Raw genomic sequence first — 17,302 nt, forward strand, 5'->3', positions numbered from 1 at the left:
CTCATGCTTAATAACATAGGTTAAATAAAGCATTCTCAATCTAAAATAGTGAATCAGTCATGCTTCATCAATCTAAACTTAATCAGATTAATCAATCAAAAAATGTGCCCGTGCCGTAGCAATAAGCTGCTTACGATTGGTTTGCCAACAATCAATATTCACGTTGGCGACTCGTCGACCCTGACGGGTAATACGACACTCAGCAAAACTATCCTTGTGCAGGCCTGCACGTAAATAGTCAATTGAAAAATCAACGACTTTAGGCACCTTTGCCGTTTGCATAAATACCATTAACTGCACTATCGCCGACATTTCCATAAAGCCCGCAATCACGCCGCCATGAATGGCGGGCAACACAGGATTACCGATATTGTCATCTTTAGCGGGCAATTTAAAAATCAGTTCATCACCAAAACGCTCCACCTTCATGCCAATAAATTTGGCATAGGGAACGTGCTCAAGTAAATGGCCAAAATCATTAAGTTCAGTGGCGCGTTTAACTATCCCTTGCACATCAATAGGCGCTTTAACCTGTGCGTTTTGAGTTGGACTGGCTGCATCTAGTATCGAATTATTTGCGCTCATCACTCTCTCCTATCGCAGGCACGGCTTCACCCATTAACGCTTGCCTAAAGGCATCACCGACCATTTCAGGGCTGATCCGCATAAAAGAGCCGACGGCATGGGCGATGGGATCGTCAATACTGTCTTGGTAAGCAATTGCACGGGTAAAGGCAATATTAGAAGATAACTTATAGCATTCTGCAAAACCAAATACAGGCTTATGGGGCTGAGCGGGCTTCATGTAGTCCACCCGCAAATCGAGCGTGGGTGAGATTTCTAACAATTTGAATTTATGGAAAATTGCGCTCACGACTGCACTGCCACAGGCAGTATCCATTAAGGTAGTGATCACTCCACCATGGATAACGCCCGTATCGGGATAACCAATTAATTCAGTGCTGTAGGGCAACTCAATCAACACATGGTGCTCACTCGCCTCCAGTACCGTTAAACCGAGGCGACGACACTGAGCTAATTGATCCACAAACCGCTGCGCCATTTGGGTCAGCGGGAAAAAATCCGAATTGACCTTCATTTTCCTTGGCTCAACATGGGCCCCAGAGGCTCCCCGCCCACAAGGTGGAAATGAATGTGATAGACTTCTTGTCCACCGTGTTGATTGCAGTTCATGATCAGTCGGTAGCCATCTTTAGCGATACCCGCTTCAGCCGCCAATTTCGCTGCAACTGTCATCATACGGCCAAGCACAGGCTCATCAGAGGCTTTCATGTCGTTCGCCGTTGGGATCAAATGATTCGGCACAATCAAAATATGGGTTGGCGCCTTAGGGGAAATGTCTCTAAAGGCAGTCACAAGTTCATCTTGATACAGAATATCCGCGGGAATTTCGCGACGAATAATTTTGCTGAAAATCGTTTCTTCGGCCATGGGGCGTCCTCCTTGGGTTAGTTGGCATAGTATACTAGCAATTCAATACTTTGTGTCTGCAGATATTTTGCTTTTCATTTGCCAGTTGCAGGCATTTTTGGCAGCATGGCCACCATTAAAACACTCAGGTTTTGTAGGATAAATATGATCCATTTCCAGATAATCCCCGTCGATCCGAAAGCCCATTTATTCGCTGTCACTATGACATTATCACAACCCAAGCCAGTGCAGGTCTTTAGCCTACCCGCTTGGCTGCCAGGCAGTTACATGGTGCGCGACTTTGCCAAAAATATCATTGAACTCAAGGCACAAGATGCACAAGGCCAAACACTTAAGCTCACCCAACTAGATAAACAAACTTGGTCGGTTGACCATAATAGCAGCGAAATTATTCTGACTTATCAAGTGTATGCTTGGGATCTGTCAGTGCGCACCGCGCATTTGGACATGACCCACGGCTTCTTTAATGGCAGTAGCGTGTTTTTATCCGCCCATGGTTTCGAAGACTCTTTACACACCGTCTCTATAGAGCCACCAACAGAGCCAACATTAAGTGACTGGCGCCTTGCGACCAGCATGACTCGCACCAGTGGTGACGATTTTGCCTTCGGCCAATTTTCAGCTAAAAGCTATGACGAGCTCATCGATCATCCGGTGGAAATGGGTTTATTCACCTTAGGGAGTTTTGATGCCTGTGGCGTGCGGCATGATATCGTACTCAATGGTCGCCACCGTGCTTGCATGCCAAGGCTCTGCCAAGATTTAAAAACCATTTGTGAGTATCAGATTAACTTCTTTGGTACGCCTGCACCGTTTAAACGTTATTTGTTTATGACCACAGTATTAGACAATGGCTTTGGCGGTTTAGAGCACAGAGCTTCTACTGCATTAATGTGTTCACGCAAAGACTTACCGCTGTCGCTAGATATGCCAATCAATAATGACTATCGCACTTATTTATCCCTGTGCAGCCACGAGTATTTCCACAGCTGGAACGTTAAGCGCATTAAGCCTGAATGCTTTTTACCCTATAAACTTGAGGCAGAAACCTATACGCCACAATTATGGGCCTATGAAGGCATCACCTCCTATTACGATGACTTTCTTACCTATCGTGCAGGTCTGGTAGATGAACAAAGCTATTTAGATATGCTGAGTGAGACCTTCACCCGTGTCTATCGCAGCCAGGGGCGCTTTAAACAAAGTGTTAAGGACTCAAGCTTTAATGCTTGGACTAAGTTCTACAAGCAAGATGAAAACGCACAAAATGCCATCATCAGTTATTACACTAAAGGGGCTCTGTTTGCGCTGTATTTAGATTTAACCCTGCGCAGCGAAACCCAGGGCAAATACAATCTCGACCATGTTATGCAGATTTTATGGCAGGAATATGCTCTGCAAGATAAAGGCACCACAGATACTTGCCATCAAGCCATCGTTGAACGACTCCTTGGTCGTGATTGCCAAGATCTGTTTGCCTACTTAGATAGTACGGACGATATTCCGTTAGCGGCTTTACTCGCCGAATTTGGGGTCAACTTGAGTCTTCGATCCAGTCAAGGTGCGCAAGATGTGGGCGGCGGGCAAGCGAAAGGTTATGAGATTGCATTCGGTGCGAAAACCCAAGCAGCACCTGTTGGATTAAAAATCGTGACTGTCACCCAAGGCAGCCCTGCACACCTTGCAGGGTTAAGTGCAGGTGATGTGTTAATTGCCGCGGATAACCTACAAGTCTCAGGACAATTTGAGGCGCAGCTACAGCAGTATCCGCTGGGTGAATCGTTGAATTTACATTGGTTTAGACGGGATGAATTGATGACGGGTGAGTTAACTATTGCTGCCGCGCCTAAGGATACTGTCGCCCTATCCATTCGTGACAAAAGCAAAATAGCGGCTTGGCTTGGACATTAATAGGCTTTCGGCTTAAGAACAACTTTTGAGAAATAATAAAAGGGGCTTTAGCCCCTTTTATCTGAGATAAGACTTAACTTAAATGTATATCCGTTTGTATATCAATACTGATATCGACTTAAACCACCACATCGTGCAAATAGGTTTGTGCCCACGCAATCGCTTGACCACGGCTAGACACTCCAATTTTACGGAATACTCGGTACAAATGGGTTTTTATCGTGCTTTCACTGACAAACAACTGATTGGCGATATCTAAATTAGTACTTCCCGTCAACAATGCTTGTAATACTTCACGCTCACGGATAGTTAACGGTTCAGTGTCCTCGAACAATCCAAAATCATCATTTACCCCATTAATGAGCTGAATTGGGATGACCCTATGACCTCGTAAAATATTCGAGAGTCCTAGGCTTATTTCAGTTAAACCTGCATCAAGATAAAACACCCCTGCAGTTGTGGCAGCTTGCATTAAAAAACGTGCATCCACTTGTTTAGGGAACTGCAAATAGACAACCCGCACACTCGGTTGCTCACGGGCAAGTAAACGTTGAAATTGATGGGCTTTTTGAAGATCAACAGTCGCTAAATCGATCACGACCATGGAGGCATTATTATCTTTGATTTTCTCACACATCTCATCAGGGCTGACTTGGGTCAACTTAACGAGAAACTCCTGCGGCCAACGTCCTGCGAGCAATTCCATCAATACTTGCGATCGTGACACTACAATCCAATGTAATATTTTGAACATCCTGCTCACTCCCTGTCTGGTTAACGATTATTCACTTTAAGGATCTAAGATCCTCCAAATACGACTTCAACATCCGTTCAATAGACTTCCAAGTCTACCGTGGTCACGATATTAGCATTAGATAAAACAGATTAAAAAGACTTACGTAAAAAATATTTACCGTACGCAAATCAAAAACTTCTAACACTTTCGTTGACTACACTATCAATCAGAAGTCTTAATTGAAACTGAAAAAAGTTACTGAAATTTTAGGATAAAAGCGTAAGATCATACCAACACAAAAAATAAGGAAATTCCATGTCCAGCAGTAACCCCACCGCTTTTGAAATAAAATCCTATCCTGTGTGGGACAAACCGACGCGATTATTTCATTGGATTAATGTCATTCTTGTGCTCGCACTCATCTTAGTCGGTGGCATCATGATGTATCGCACTGAGCTAGGCATATCTGAGTTAACAGGTAAAATTGGCTTGAAAACTTTACACGTGTGCATAGGATATGCGTTTGCAATAAACCTCATCGTCCGCCTTGTGTGGGGTTTTATCGGTAACAAATATGCGCGTTTCAGCCACATGTTTCCCAATGCTAATAGCAAAAGCGAATTAATAGCTTATAAGACTGAATTAGCCGCGGGGAAAAATCCGCAGTATTTAGGTCATAACCCTAAAGGTAAATTTGCCGTGCTGGCCATCATGTTGCTATTAGTGACCATAATGATCACTGGACTTTTGCGTGCAGGTACAGATATTTATTATCCGCCGCTAGGTAGTGCTGTACAAAGTTATCTTGCTGATACCAATGTCGAACCAACAAGCTTAAAACCCTATGATGCAACGGGTGTGAATGCAGAAAAAGCGGATGCACTTAAACCAATGAAAGGATTGGCAGGTCAAGTGCACGTCTATGCGGTTTATGTGTTGTTACTGCTGATGTTATTACATGTATTCGCGGTGATTTATACTGAAGTAAAACGTCAACCAGGGATTATTTCAGCCATGTTCTCCGGCAAGAAGATCATCCAAGGTCAGCCAAAAGACGAGTAATCGGTTAGTAAACGGATAAAAATAACGCCAGCATTTGCTGGCGTTATTTATTTAGACATGAAGGTATATACCAACTTTTCTAAACGTATTTTTGAGATTATTTTTTCAGAACAGTTGCTGGGGTACGACCATCATCATGGCAACTTTCACAGGTAGGTTTTTGACCGACATTCATATCATGTACCGCATGACAATCTGCACAGACTAAATTACCGTCATGTGGCTTATGCACAGCGTCCATTTCAGCATAGGTACCATGACAACTTTGGCACTGTGCAAATTCAAAGGCACCATCCGCAGAAGGTGTACCATCTTTATGACAGCTTTCGCATCCACCCGACTCAGCATGGAAATCAGACAATTTTTGATCTGCAGCAAATGCGGTTGGCGACAGCGCTAACGCTGCAAGACTTGCCCCGAAAAGCGCACTTAATAGTTTTTTGCTCACAATAGTATCCTCCAATGGCGATTGTCAGTGGAAATTCTTGTCAGGGTGACTTCCATCTCTCAACCAAAATAAATAGCACGACTCGATATAACTTAGCTAAGGATGAACGAATAAGCAAACCCAAACTAAGCGACACAACTTTATCAATATACTCAAGGGTAAAATGTGCGCTGCATCATGTAACCACATGCTTATATAAGAGTTTTACATCTACCTAACCTAGAGGCTACATAATGTAAATCCCTAAACTGGCAAGCGACAGAATAAATCCCCCTTAATCTAAAACTAAAAGCTCGATTCATGGTGATACTTAAGACAAAGTGATAACAAAAAGGAATGACAATAAGTGAATGGGTACAGAGTACTAGACGAGGATGCTTTAAATTGTGAAGGCACAACATTCAACCCAAACGCCTCTGGCACTTAATTCAAATGCCAAGAGGAATTAGCGATAACGGTTAACTAGCCCACTATAACCAATAATACAAATGGCGGTTAGACAGGTAAGCATCAACTCGCATCAAGTTTATTGTCAGCCTCAAGCTCTGTTTTAGGCCAAGCGTTAATCACGGCTTTGACCAACGATGCCAATGGAATGGCAAAGAATACTCCCCATACACCCCATAAACCGCCAAAGACTAAAACGGCCGCTATGATGATCACCGGATGCAAATCCACCGCATCGGAGAATAAAATAGGCACGAGTAAATTACCGTCGAGCGCCTGAATAATACCGTAACCCAACATTAAATAGCCAAATTCAGAACTAAAACCCCACTGAAAAAATGCCACTAGGGTGATAGGTAATGTAACTAAGGTTGCACCGACATAAGGGATCAATACCGATAACCCCGTTAACACACCAAGCAACGCCGAATATCGCAGTCCCATCAAGGCAAACAAAATATAAGTTGCGACACCAACAACCACGATTTCGATCACTTTGCCACGAATGTAATTAAAAATCTGTTGGTGCATTTCAAACCACACTTTACGGGCTAACTGGCGATTTACGGGAAAAAATCGCTTACTGCCGCTAATCAGTTGGTCTTTATCTTTTAAAAAGAAAAACACCAGTAAGGGGACTAAAATCGCGTACACCATCAAGACGAGTAAAGAAGCTGAATAACCGATTAATTGCTTAGCAATATCCAACACATGTTGAGTATCGAGCAGTTTTTTAAGCTCACCAACCATCAGATCTAACTGCTCTGGATTAATAAATCGTGGATATTGATTGATCAGCGTTTGTATTGTCAGCAAGCCTTTATCTATCATGCTAGGCAAGTCGGCAATTAAGCTAACACCTTGACGCCACACACTCGGAATTAAGCCAAATGTCAGTAAAACCACGATTCCCAAAAACAACACAATAACCAAGGACGCACCAGCGGTGCGATTAATCCCCAATTTAAGCATTTGCGCCACAGGCCATTCCAATAGAAATGCCAACACAAGAGCGACCAACAGCGGAGCAAGTAAACCTGCCGCAAAATAAATCACTAGCGCGAGCCCGACAAGAATAGCCATTAAGGTCACAGCTTGTGGATCACTAAAGCGCTCTTGGTACCAACGAGAAAAAACAGTAAACATGGATCATTCCAATAGTGATGGTTGGCGATGCTTCCCAAACGCTCAGGAAAGTTTATTTATCATGATGTTATTCGAGACTTTACTCAGTTAGACTTTCGCTTCTACACGTCAGCTAAATCAAAAAATAAACTGATAGGAGTAAACAACCGAGCCTGAGCGGTAGTCTGGCTCAGAATTAAGCGATTAATGTTAGTCTAAGAGGATTTAAACATAAAAATCCTCAATTTATCCCTGAGATAGATCAACTTTGGTGACCATCAAGGCTAACAGACTTGCATCATTACGCAACTCTTGCACGACATGCCCTTGTTTTTTTAAATATTGGGGAACATCTCGCCGCGAACCAGAGTCTGAGAGTAAGATATGCAACTGCTCACCCTCTCGCATTAGCTTCAATGCAAGCTTCACTTTCACTAAGGGTACTGGACAACGAAAGAGCGTTAAATCAATAAAAATCATAATGAACTTGCTATAGACGAACTTGGGCCATTATCCTAAGTTGCACCTCAAACTACAAGCTAAGTGCAGTATCTGCCTTTAGTTGAGATAATTAGAAATAAAAGGATCCGCTTGCGTAACTTGACTTTTTTGACTCGATTAAAACCTTTTGTTGCAGGCGCACTCTCCTTGATGCTGCTAACCTTCGCCGCCAAAAGCTTTGCCAACAATGACTTACCGGATTTAGGTACGGCCGCAGTTAACACCTTCAGCCTTGAAAAAGAAATGGTTTACGGTGATGCTTATATGCGCATCATTCGCTCATCGGCACCTATGCTAAATGACCCCGTGTTGAGTCAATATCTTACCGAGCTTGGCAATAAACTGGTCGCCCATGCCACAGGCGTAAAAACGCCGTTTTATTTTTTCCTATTACAAAATGATGAAATCAACGCCTTCGCCTTCTTTGGCGGCCATGTTGCCGTGCACACAGGCTTATTTCTCAATGCCGACAATGAAAGCGAACTGGCTTCAGTATTAGGCCACGAAGTGACTCACGTTACTCAACGTCACCTTGCCCGATCCCTTGAAGCACAGCAAAAAAGTAATCCTGCAACAATTGCCGGTTTACTTGGCGCCATTTTGTTAACTATTGCAGTACCACAAGCAGGTATGGCGGCGCTTGCGACAACCCAAGCCATGGCGACACAATCGAAAATCAACTACACCCGTTTGCATGAAAAGGAAGCCGATCGCATCGGAATGCAAATTCTAGTGGATGCAGGCTTTAATCCCAATGCTGCGGCGGATTTCTTTGGTAAATTAGCCAGTCGTTATCGCTTTACCACAACACCACCACAAATGTTATTAACTCACCCATTACCTGAATCGCGGATCACTGAAGCCCGTAACCGTGCCGAGCAATACCCTAAACGTTATATCCCTGATAATCTTAATTTTCAGCTAGCAAAAGCTCGTATTCAAGTCCGTTTTTCCAGCTATAGCGACGAAGCAGTATTAAGCATGTTTGATCGGCAACTCAACAAACAGACCTATAGCTTCAAAGAGGCGGCACTTTATGGCAAAGCGCTGGCTTTATATAGATTGAAGAAGTTTAATGAATCAGAAAAAATCGTCGATGAGCTGTTAAAAATCGATGATAACAACCTGTTTTATATAGACACTAAATCTGATTTACTGATCGAACGTAAGGACTATGCAAAAGCGATTACTATGCTCGAAGCCCAGCGTAAAATGAAACCAACGTCTCAAGTGATCAATGCCAACTTAGCCAATATATATATCGAAGCCGATCAAGCCACCAAAGCAATCCCTTTGCTGGAAGATATGATTTTCCTCGATAAACAAAATGAACTGCCCTATCAATTGTTGACTATGGTGTATAAAAAAACCGGCAATCAAGCATTGGAATATTTTTCCACCGCAGAGCTGATGGCCTTAGGTGCTAACTATAAGGGCGCAATCGATCAACTTAACTTTGCCTACCGTGCATCCGAAAATAATCCATTACAGCTTGCACGTATTGAAGCACGTATTCGCCAGTTTAAAATGGCTGATAAAGAAATGGATGCGCTTAAGTAATAAGTTGGTTTACAAATAGATTAAAGACAATAACCCATTTATGCGTCCCGAACACACTGACGGGGCGCGGTTTTTTCTGTTATTATCCGCGCCATTGTTATTTCAGCCCGTATTGAGCCTCTAGTACTATGACCCAAGCGACGATTTACCATAACCCACGTTGTTCAAAAAGCCGTGAAACCTTAGCTTTACTCGAGCAACAAGGCTGCGACATTACCCTAGTGGAATACTTAAAAAATCCCCCTACGGCTAAAGACATCGGCGACATTCTGGCTAAATTAGGCATCAGTGCTCGCGAATTAATGCGCACCAAGGAAGCAGAATATCAAGCCTTGGGACTTGCAGACTCATCACTAACAGAATTGCAGTTAATTGAGGCTATGGTCAACACACCTAAACTCATCGAACGGCCAATTGTGCTCGCCAATCAAAGCGCAGCCATCGGCCGTCCTCCTGAGAATGTGCTCACTATTCTTTAATCCATGATTTTTAAACCAAAATGGCTTTTATTTTCAACCCTTAGGTAGACTTATGACGTCCAACACCTTATTTATCCTTAGCCGTTTAGGCTACTTTGCGCTAGTGCTGCTATTAGGCGGTTGGTTTGTTGGCCAAGGGATTAGCGGTGAATACACCCTGCTATTTAGTCTCTTATGGATAGTGCCGTTATTACTACCCGCAAAGGGAGTTTTCCAAGGTAATCCATACACTTATGCTTGGGCGAGTTTTATTCTGTGCTTATATATGTTACATGGGCTCACCCTGCTTTATGTCACCAATGATGCCTTCGCTTTTGCCTTAATCGAAGTATTATTGATTGGCGTACTGCTAATCGCTTTCCCATTTTATGCCCGCATACGTGGTCGTGAACTGGGATTAGGCCTGAAGAAAAAATCTAAAGAATAGTCAGTTCAATGTATTTTCAGTGCCGTTTAACCTTGCTGGGTATAGCGGCACTTTTTATATTGAAGGCCAAACCTTGGCTCAAATATCCCTTATGATCTCAGTCTGAATACCCATTTCAACCTTAGTTTCAACCTCTGTTCCGACGTCAATTCCCATCACGACAAAATTAACACTTATTATACTTACACTGACTTTTTGCAACTAAGTGCCCGTGTTATAGTCAGTTTCTCACAGTATAAGCGTCCCATGGCGCCACAAAAGTCTAAATAGCACAGCAGAGTTAACAAGGGAGAATGGTGTAATGGGAATGTCGATACCACTGAAATTTATCGGATTTATGGCCTGCTCTGGCCTACTTGCAGCATGCGGGGGCGGTGGTGATAGTCAACCAGATGATAGTGTAGTCACGCCACCATCCACTTCACTAGCACGCTGCACAGATAGCATTTCGCCACTCATTACCACCACGTCATCCTCAATTCGCTTTCAAACCGAGCCAAATTATGTGGCGGGTCAATCCAGTACTATCATTGCCAATATCCTAAATCGTGACAGCCAAGACTTAACCTTCCGTTGGCAGCAAATCGATGGCCCTAACATAGCACTCGTCAGTCAAAACAGCCCGGTATTAGCCTTTGATACTCCCACCTCAGGCGGCTACCGTTTTAGCTTGCATGTGACGGGCAGTAATCTAGATGTCACCGGAGAAATTGGCATTAATGTCGATCCCGCATCGACGGGTGTGCTAAACGTCCGTCAAGATCACCAAGTGGTTGAAGGCAATAATGTGAGCTTAAGACTCGGACAACAATCGGAATTAAGCGCAGCAAATATCTCTTGGTGTGTAGCATCTGGCCCAGATTTAATGGTCGATGTGAGCGATCCGTTTAGACCCTTGTTTACCGCGCCAACGGTCACCCAGGATACAATCACTCGGCTCAAAGTGAATGCCAACGTCAATGGCAATCAGCTTAGCGATGATGTCTTTGTGCTAACAACCTCAGCGCCAGCGATCCGCTCGCCATACTTCGATACTCCAGTTGCGCGCACCCATGCCTATCGTCCGGATTCACCTTACGCCAATGTGCTAGCAAACTGTGTTTACTCCAATCAGCTTAATGATAGCTGCACTATCAATACCTTACCTTTGATAGGTCAAATCTCAAGCGATCTAAATCGTGAGACGATTCTAAATCGAGTACTGGTTTCCCACGATTGGATGGGTGATAACTTTGCCGCTTTCTTAGCCCAGATGGACCCCGATAGTGACTTTGCCCGCCTGTTACAATCCGTTACAGCCGTGGTGATTAGCTATGATGTACGCCCTTCTTTTTATTGGGTAGTCACAGGGGCGATTTATCTCGATCCCAATGATTTATGGCTTACGCCAAGCCAACGCGACACTATTAATGAAGCGCCGGATTACCGCAGTAATTTTGGAAATGATCTTAACTTTGTGATGCCTTGGCGTTATGTAAAAGATAACCAATATGCCTCCCTTGGCGTGCCTATCACAGTCAGAGCAAACCGCACATTAGCGCAAATCAATCCCGATCTGGCCTCCTTGTTGTACCACGAGCTCGCCCATGCCAATGACTTTTTTCCACGCAGCGTGCATGCCACACTCACAGGGCCAAGATTGTTAGATGACTACAGCCGCCGCAATGCCAGCAAGAGTCTAATTTCAGATCAAGTCAGCAAAACCTACCCATTAACGAGCACTGAAATGATGGGACTTGCCAATGTTAGTTTCCTCGGCGCAGCGGCGAGTAATGTGCAAAAGGCCTATCAAGCATCGGATGTCAGTACTTTCTTTTCTACCGATATCGCCAGCGACTTCTATGCCTATTCCAGTACCCGTGAAGACACGGCCATGTTATTTGAGGAAGCCATGATGAGTTATCGCTATCAAATATTGCGTGATGTCGCCGTCACCAATAAACCTGCGATTTTAACTGCGGATTCGCTGATTATTGACTGGGGACAAAGGGGACGAATTGCGCAAGACAGTCTAGAAAATCGCGCTGCGTTGGTGATTGATGAAATGCTGCCAGAGCTTAATGGGATCAGTCTGGTCGAAAGCCTACCCGAGCCAATTAATATGGTGCAAGGTCAAAGCTGGCGTCAAACATTAGCAATATCGCCTGCGAATACGCAGCTCAAAGGCCAAAGCAATGCAGCTGCAATTAATGCCGAGTCTCGTTTTGAAGCCGAACTTCGCTTAAGTGGTGACCGTCACCAACATCCACAACAATAGCGTTTTAAATTTTAGATAAACAAAAGCCCGTATGTATTCAACATGACGGGCTTTACTCTTTTTGGCTTTAATGCCAGTAGGTTTTGTATCTTCAGAACGAACACAAACCATGCTGTATCTAAAGGTGTAGCATCTCTTTGGCAAACGGAATCGTGAGTTTACGCTGATGCACTAATGAGGCTTTATCTAACTTATCCAATACATCAAACAAGGTCCGCAAATCCCGCGCCATACGGTTCAGTAAAAAACGCCCGACATCTTCCGGTAATTGCAGGCCACGCATAGCGGCGCGGCGTTGCAGTGCGGCAAGTTTTTCATCATCTGCCATGGGTTGCAGTTGGTAATTCAACCCCCATTGCATACGTGAAACAAGATCTGGCAAGAGGAACCCTGCATCCGCAGGAGACGAGCTGCCGCTGACCACTAAGGCGCAATTCTTATTTTCTGCGACGCGATTGTAGAGATCAAAAATCGCCTCTTCCCAAACGGGGTGGCCGGCGATGGCATCGACATCATCGATACAAACCAAATCCAACTGTTCTAGGCCTTCAAGCAATGCGGTCGAGATACTCGCATGTATACCTAAGGGAATATAAAAGCTGCGACGTTCCACTTCATTAGCGTGGGCGCAAGCAGCGTGCATTAAATGGGTTCGACCCGATTTAACTGGGCCCCACAAATAGATGGCGGCTTCACCCTGCCCTTCGGCATTCGCTCTCAATTTTTGAATAAGTTCATCATTACCCGCGGCGGGGTAATAACTATTAAAGGTTTCGTCGTCTGGCAAATGCACAGGTAGCGAGAGTTGCAAAGGTGAGTTTAAGGGCACTCGGTCTTCTCAATATTAAATAAAAACAATGCCGTGCTTAACTAAGCACGGCCGATAACATCTTAATGTAAACGCCATTCATACACAGGTTTGCCAGTTTGATTAGAGACAGGGCTAAATTCACCTGCACTCACAGGTGCGACCACAGAAATACGCGGCTCTAAGCTTAATAAGCGTTGTAAATCCGTCTCTGAGCCAAATAAATCTAACGAGAAAGTCACAGTATTACCTTGAATATGCGTTAACGTGGCATTTTTAATCGCGCTGAGTTGCTTCAAATATTTTTCAACTTCAACTAATTGCGCCATTTTTTGGATATTAACGAAGGTAACACTCGCACCAAGCTGAGTACCAGTATCGGCAATCGCATACTTAGTAAAATAGTATTCACCTAACGCCGCCATCATAGCGGTAATCGCTTGGGCCGAATTTTCAGCAGTACCGTTGTAACTGAATAACGGTGGCGTCAAAGAGTCAATGGTAGCCTTAGTATAAAGATTTAAACGATAACGAACCTGATTCCCGGCGGCATCAATTGCCACTAGCGCCAAAAAGTCAGCTTGATAGCGGCCAGATACACTCGCTACTATGTCGGCAAACATCCCTTTAATATCATTAGGATTTATACCCATCAACTCATCAAGATCTAAGATAGGCAAGAGTACAGGTATACCGCGGGCATAGGAAAAATCGCTAAAAATCTTACGTTCGGCTAACGCAGATGAGTCACCCAATATCATAGTGTCGCCATCACCAGGCATAGCGACCCAAAATAAGGTCAGCGGGCGTTGAGTTCCCCAAACAGGCAATTGTGCCTGACGCAGTAACGCCACTATGCGGCGGTGCTCAAAACTCGCGGTCAACAGCAATTGGCCATTTTGCTCGATATAACCATACTGGCTCAGCAAGGTATCAGGATTACTGAGCTGAGATTGGATCAGGCTGTTATCGAGGGATCGCGCCGTCCCAGTGTTCTTGATAATAACTTGCTCAAGTGCACTTTTTAAGGCTTTGTCGCGTTCAGCAACTGCGCGCGAAGACACAGGCACATTGGCCTCATCTAATTTACTCACCTCAACAGCATTGACGCTATTAATCGTGAACAGACAATATAGAAATGCAATTAAGCTCGGCTTCAATAGGAATTTCAGCATCTTTGAGTAGTTGAAGTAGCGTCAGATGAGGCAAATTGTACCATAGTTAGCGCCTTAAGCGAGTCTTGCCAAAATTTAGCCCCATTTCCGTGCCAGCCATAGCACAGAAAACCCAAACAGTGATCAACGTCGGCAAAACAGGCGATTTTCTCCTGCTCAAAATCCAACAAACTGTTATCATTTGGCGGTTTACCCTAAATTAACGAGAATAATAAATGAGACGACTCGCTATCCCCCTACAGGGCGCGCAAATGCTATTTGTGGCCTTCGGTGCCCTAGTACTAATGCCGCTACTTACAGGGCTCGACACCAGTGTGGCATTGTTTACCGCAGGTATCGGTACCCTACTCTTCCAATTGATTACTAAACGCCAAGTGCCTATCTTCCTCGCATCTTCCTTCGCCTTTATTGCCCCCATACTTTATGGCGTGCAGACTTGGGGAATTCCATCCACAATGGGCGGCATTATGGCCGCGGGCGTGGTCTACGTCATGCTCGGCGCCTTGGTTAAAGTGCGCGGCACTGACTTTATTCACAGACTATTGCCCCCTGTCGTAGTGGGACCCGTGATCATTATTATCGGCCTTGGCTTAGCCCCCGTGGCGGTGAATATGGCATTAGGCAAGAGTGGTGATGGTAGCTTGACTTTAGTCGCTACAAATACGGCGTTATTTATTTCGCTCGCATCGCTTGGTACCACTATCGCGGTGGCGATTTTCGCAAAGGGCCTACTCAAAGTGATGCCGATTTTAGCAGGTATTATAGTAGGTTACAGTTTAAGCCTAGCCTTTGGTATTGTTGATTTTGCAGTCGTGACCGCTGCAAGCTGGATTGCTATTCCTAAATTTGTCGCGCCAGAATTAAACTGGTATGCCATTGCATTTATGATCCCAGTGGCAATAGCCCCTGCGGTAGAACACATAGGTGATATTCTGGCGATATCCAACGTCACGGGTAAAGATTTTATGAAAAAACCCGGCCTGCATCGCACGCTAACGGGTGACGGGATTGCCACAATTGCAGCCGCAGCCTTTGGTGGTCCACCGAACACGACTTACTCAGAAGTGACAGGTGCAGTAACCTTAACCCGAAATTTTGATCCTAAGATCATGACTTGGACTGCCATTACCGCCATTACTTTAGCCTTCGTTGGCAAACTAGGTGCGCTGATGCAAACTATCCCCGTCCCAGTGATGGGCGGTATTATGTGTTTGCTATTTGGTTCCATTGCCGCAGTTGGCCTCAACACCCTTATTCGTAATCATGTGGATTTATCTGAGCCTCGTAATTTAAGTATTGTCGGTGTTACCTTAGTCTTTGGTATCGGCGGCATGGCATTTGGCATAGGTTCATTCAGTCTAACCGGTATTAGCTTGTGCGGTATTGTCGCTATTACCATGAACTTACTATTACCCGCGACTAAGCCACACAATAAACACCACGAGTCTGATGTGACGCCTCATTAATTACGGCTTGAAGACACGAATAATTTCGAAGTAGGTCGTTGAAAAATGGCCACTTTATAAAATTGATCGTTTCTTAAGAAACCACCATAAAAAAGCCGCCGTGATATCAATCACGGCGGCTTTCTTATGAAGCAATATTTTTATGAAGTAAGAATTAACTCTTACTCTTCAGTCTTGATCTTAGCGGCAGCCGCTTTGATCAAAGGTTGTAATTCGCCTTTTTGGAACATGTCCACTACGATATCACACCCACCGATCAACTCGCCTTCAATCCACAATTGTGGGAAAGTCGGCCAGTTAGCAAACTTAGGTAATTCTGCGCGAATGTCTGGATGCTGAAGAATATCCACGAATGCAAACTGCTCACCGCAGTTAATCATGATCTGAGCGACCTGTGACGAGAAGCCACAGCTAGGCAACTTTGGAGAACCTTTCATATAAACAATGATAGGGTTTTCCGTGATCTGTTGCTTAATTTTCTCTACTGTTTCCATTTTGATTCCTAAGTAGGATGACATTGACTCAATGCGACTATTGTACGTCAGCTAGACGCAGAACAAAATCCCACAGTTTGTAAGGTTATGTCGACATTTGATTTTTCGATGGCGTCTATCGAGTCAATTAGCTAAACAATGATTCACATCACAAATTTTATCGGTACAATAGTCCTAAGTGAGCACGTTTAAGAAACGATAACCTAAGACCATGGAGAGATACTAATGGCTTTCGAATTACCCGCATTACCATATGCAAAGAACGCACTAGAACCACACATTTCTCAAGAAACCATAGAATACCACTACGGCAAGCACCACAACACTTATGTTGTGAAGCTAAACGGCTTAATCGAAGGAACTGATTTCGCTGGCAAATCTTTAGAAGATATCATCAAAACTTCTACGGGTGGCGTGTTTAACAACGCAGCTCAAGTGTGGAACCACACTTTCTACTGGAACTGCTTAGCCCCTAATGCTGGCGGCGAACCAACAGGCCCAGTTGCTGATGCAATCAATGCCGCTTTCGGTTCATTCGACGCATTCAAAGCGCAATTTACTGATTCAGCAGTAAACAACTTCGGTAGCGCTTGGACATGGTTAGTGAAAAAAGCCGATGGCACTCTTGCTATCGTTAACACTAGCAATGCAGCGACGCCACTGACTGACAGCACAGTAACGCCAATCATGACAGTTGACGTGTGGGAACACGCTTACTACATCGATTACCGTAACGTGCGTCCTGACTATCTTGCCCACTTCTGGCAATTAGTTAACTGGGACTTCGTTAACCAAAACTTCGCAGGTTAATTCATTTAACCTAACGTTGTTTACTGCCGAATAAGCAGTGGGTTAATCCCAGTAAAAAGAGCCCTAGAGGCTCTTTTTTTATGCCCCTCGTTCGCCGCCCATCCCTTATCCTACCGATTTATCCTCCGCTAACTACAAGTGCAA

18 protein-coding genes are annotated in these 17,302 nt (G+C 44.4%); 8 read left to right on the forward strand and 10 right to left on the reverse strand.

Annotated features, from left to right (window positions below):
* Window positions 1-87: 87 nt before the first annotated feature.
* From CKQ84_RS22385 to hinT, 3 genes are read right to left on the reverse strand one after another with little or no spacing between them, the layout of a single operon-like run.
* Window positions 88-585 carry a PaaI family thioesterase gene (locus CKQ84_RS22385; protein WP_105252820.1) on the reverse strand — a complete coding sequence of 166 codons (498 nt, stop codon included), beginning with the start codon at window positions 583-585 and terminating at the stop codon, window positions 88-90.
* Window positions 572-1,099: a PaaI family thioesterase gene (locus CKQ84_RS22390; protein WP_028760303.1), complete on the reverse strand. Its 528-nt coding sequence runs from the start codon at window positions 1,097-1,099 to the stop codon at window positions 572-574. Before CKQ84_RS22390 ends, CKQ84_RS22385 begins: the two co-directional genes overlap by 14 nt.
* Window positions 1,096-1,452: a purine nucleoside phosphoramidase gene (gene hinT / locus CKQ84_RS22395; protein ID WP_006081303.1), complete on the reverse strand. Its 357-nt coding sequence runs from the start codon at window positions 1,450-1,452 to the stop codon at window positions 1,096-1,098. Before hinT ends, CKQ84_RS22390 begins: the two co-directional genes overlap by 4 nt.
* Window positions 1,453-1,596: 144 nt before the next feature.
* Between hinT and CKQ84_RS22400 the strand changes: the two genes are divergently transcribed.
* Entirely contained in the window at window positions 1,597-3,363 is a 1,767-nt protein-coding gene (locus tag CKQ84_RS22400) for a M61 family metallopeptidase (RefSeq protein WP_105252821.1), read from the forward strand.
* 118 nt (window positions 3,364-3,481) lie between these two features.
* On the opposite strand, the gene CKQ84_RS22405 is transcribed toward CKQ84_RS22400, so the two are convergent.
* Entirely contained in the window at window positions 3,482-4,117 is a 636-nt protein-coding gene (locus CKQ84_RS22405; RefSeq protein ID WP_028760305.1) for a LuxR C-terminal-related transcriptional regulator, read from the reverse strand.
* A 297-nt stretch (window positions 4,118-4,414) separates the two neighbouring features.
* On the opposite strand from CKQ84_RS22405, the gene CKQ84_RS22410 reads away from it, so the two are divergent.
* Window positions 4,415-5,161: a cytochrome b/b6 domain-containing protein gene (locus CKQ84_RS22410; RefSeq protein WP_105252822.1), complete on the forward strand. Its 747-nt coding sequence runs from the start codon at window positions 4,415-4,417 to the stop codon at window positions 5,159-5,161.
* A gap of 97 nt (window positions 5,162-5,258) precedes the next feature.
* Here the strand turns inward: CKQ84_RS22410 and CKQ84_RS22415 are convergent, their stop codons facing one another.
* From CKQ84_RS22415 to CKQ84_RS22425, 3 genes are all read right to left on the reverse strand, one after another.
* Window positions 5,259-5,609, reverse strand: a complete 351-nt coding sequence (locus CKQ84_RS22415) for a cytochrome c3 family protein (protein ID WP_105252823.1) — start codon at window positions 5,607-5,609, stop codon at window positions 5,259-5,261.
* 510 nt (window positions 5,610-6,119) lie between these two features.
* Window positions 6,120-7,202 carry an AI-2E family transporter gene (locus CKQ84_RS22420; protein ID WP_105252824.1) on the reverse strand — a complete coding sequence of 361 codons (1,083 nt, stop codon included), beginning with the start codon at window positions 7,200-7,202 and terminating at the stop codon, window positions 6,120-6,122.
* A gap of 225 nt (window positions 7,203-7,427) precedes the next feature.
* Window positions 7,428-7,661, reverse strand: a complete 234-nt coding sequence (locus CKQ84_RS22425) for a sulfurtransferase TusA family protein (RefSeq protein ID WP_105252825.1) — start codon at window positions 7,659-7,661, stop codon at window positions 7,428-7,430.
* Window positions 7,662-7,772: 111 nt separating this feature from the next.
* On the opposite strand from CKQ84_RS22425, the gene CKQ84_RS22430 reads away from it, so the two are divergent.
* From CKQ84_RS22430 to CKQ84_RS22445, 4 genes are all read left to right on the forward strand, one after another.
* Window positions 7,773-9,242: a M48 family metalloprotease gene (locus tag CKQ84_RS22430; RefSeq protein WP_105252826.1), complete on the forward strand. Its 1,470-nt coding sequence runs from the start codon at window positions 7,773-7,775 to the stop codon at window positions 9,240-9,242.
* 128 nt (window positions 9,243-9,370) lie between these two features.
* Window positions 9,371-9,721, forward strand: coding sequence for an arsenate reductase (glutaredoxin) (arsC, locus tag CKQ84_RS22435; RefSeq protein WP_105252827.1), 351 nt, complete (start codon window positions 9,371-9,373; stop codon window positions 9,719-9,721).
* A gap of 52 nt (window positions 9,722-9,773) precedes the next feature.
* Window positions 9,774-10,148, forward strand: a complete 375-nt coding sequence (locus CKQ84_RS22440; protein ID WP_028760312.1) for a DUF2069 domain-containing protein — start codon at window positions 9,774-9,776, stop codon at window positions 10,146-10,148.
* Between the two features lie 301 nt (window positions 10,149-10,449).
* The gene (locus tag CKQ84_RS22445; protein ID WP_105252828.1) at window positions 10,450-12,405 is read left to right on the forward strand and encodes a hypothetical protein; all 1,956 of its coding nucleotides are present in this window, start codon (window positions 10,450-10,452) and stop codon (window positions 12,403-12,405) included.
* Between the two features lie 118 nt (window positions 12,406-12,523).
* On the opposite strand, the gene hda is transcribed toward CKQ84_RS22445, so the two are convergent.
* Complete coding sequence (gene hda, locus CKQ84_RS22450; protein ID WP_028760314.1) at window positions 12,524-13,234, reverse strand: DnaA inactivator Hda; 711 nt, start codon at window positions 13,232-13,234, stop codon at window positions 12,524-12,526.
* Window positions 13,235-13,296: 62 nt separating this feature from the next.
* Window positions 13,297-14,388 (reverse strand): DUF2066 domain-containing protein, encoded by a 1,092-nt coding sequence (locus CKQ84_RS22455; protein WP_105252829.1) that lies wholly within the window; start codon window positions 14,386-14,388, stop codon window positions 13,297-13,299.
* 215 nt (window positions 14,389-14,603) lie between these two features.
* On the opposite strand from CKQ84_RS22455, the gene CKQ84_RS22460 reads away from it, so the two are divergent.
* Window positions 14,604-15,854, forward strand: coding sequence for a uracil-xanthine permease family protein (locus CKQ84_RS22460; RefSeq protein ID WP_028760316.1), 1,251 nt, complete (start codon window positions 14,604-14,606; stop codon window positions 15,852-15,854).
* Between the two features lie 161 nt (window positions 15,855-16,015).
* Here the strand turns inward: CKQ84_RS22460 and grxD are convergent, their stop codons facing one another.
* Window positions 16,016-16,348, reverse strand: coding sequence for a Grx4 family monothiol glutaredoxin (grxD, locus tag CKQ84_RS22465; RefSeq protein WP_011846572.1), 333 nt, complete (start codon window positions 16,346-16,348; stop codon window positions 16,016-16,018).
* 225 nt (window positions 16,349-16,573) lie between these two features.
* Between grxD and sodB the strand changes: the two genes are divergently transcribed.
* A complete protein-coding gene (gene sodB, locus CKQ84_RS22470; RefSeq protein WP_028760317.1) occupies window positions 16,574-17,158 on the forward strand; it encodes a superoxide dismutase [Fe] in 585 nt (194 codons plus the stop codon).
* The last annotated feature ends 144 nt before the right edge of the window (window positions 17,159-17,302 follow it).

Source organism: Shewanella sp. WE21 (genome assembly GCF_002966515.1).
Taxonomy (GTDB): domain Bacteria; phylum Pseudomonadota; class Gammaproteobacteria; order Enterobacterales; family Shewanellaceae; genus Shewanella; species Shewanella oncorhynchi.

Bases quoted from the DNA above. Each gene is read 5' to 3' on its own strand.
- CKQ84_RS22425 (WP_105252825.1), bottom strand. From the start codon at position 7,661: ATGATTTTTATTGATTTAACGCTCTTTCGTTGTCCAGTACCCTTAGTG.
- grxD (WP_011846572.1), bottom strand. From the start codon at position 16,348: ATGGAAACAGTAGAGAAAATTAAGCAACAGATCACGGAAAACCCTATC.
- CKQ84_RS22405 (WP_028760305.1), bottom strand. From the start codon at position 4,117: ATGTTCAAAATATTACATTGGATTGTAGTGTCACGATCGCAAGTATTG.
- sodB (WP_028760317.1), top strand. From the start codon at position 16,574: ATGGCTTTCGAATTACCCGCATTACCATATGCAAAGAACGCACTAGAA.
- CKQ84_RS22455 (WP_105252829.1), bottom strand. From the start codon at position 14,388: ATGCTGAAATTCCTATTGAAGCCGAGCTTAATTGCATTTCTATATTGT.
- CKQ84_RS22400 (WP_105252821.1), top strand. From the start codon at position 1,597: ATGATCCATTTCCAGATAATCCCCGTCGATCCGAAAGCCCATTTATTC.
- hinT (WP_006081303.1), bottom strand. From the start codon at position 1,452: ATGGCCGAAGAAACGATTTTCAGCAAAATTATTCGTCGCGAAATTCCC.
- CKQ84_RS22390 (WP_028760303.1), bottom strand. From the start codon at position 1,099: ATGAAGGTCAATTCGGATTTTTTCCCGCTGACCCAAATGGCGCAGCGG.
- CKQ84_RS22420 (WP_105252824.1), bottom strand. From the start codon at position 7,202: ATGTTTACTGTTTTTTCTCGTTGGTACCAAGAGCGCTTTAGTGATCCA.
- arsC (WP_105252827.1), top strand. From the start codon at position 9,371: ATGACCCAAGCGACGATTTACCATAACCCACGTTGTTCAAAAAGCCGT.
- CKQ84_RS22385 (WP_105252820.1), bottom strand. From the start codon at position 585: ATGAGCGCAAATAATTCGATACTAGATGCAGCCAGTCCAACTCAAAAC.
- CKQ84_RS22460 (WP_028760316.1), top strand. From the start codon at position 14,604: ATGAGACGACTCGCTATCCCCCTACAGGGCGCGCAAATGCTATTTGTG.
- CKQ84_RS22410 (WP_105252822.1), top strand. From the start codon at position 4,415: ATGTCCAGCAGTAACCCCACCGCTTTTGAAATAAAATCCTATCCTGTG.
- CKQ84_RS22445 (WP_105252828.1), top strand. From the start codon at position 10,450: ATGGGAATGTCGATACCACTGAAATTTATCGGATTTATGGCCTGCTCT.
- CKQ84_RS22440 (WP_028760312.1), top strand. From the start codon at position 9,774: ATGACGTCCAACACCTTATTTATCCTTAGCCGTTTAGGCTACTTTGCG.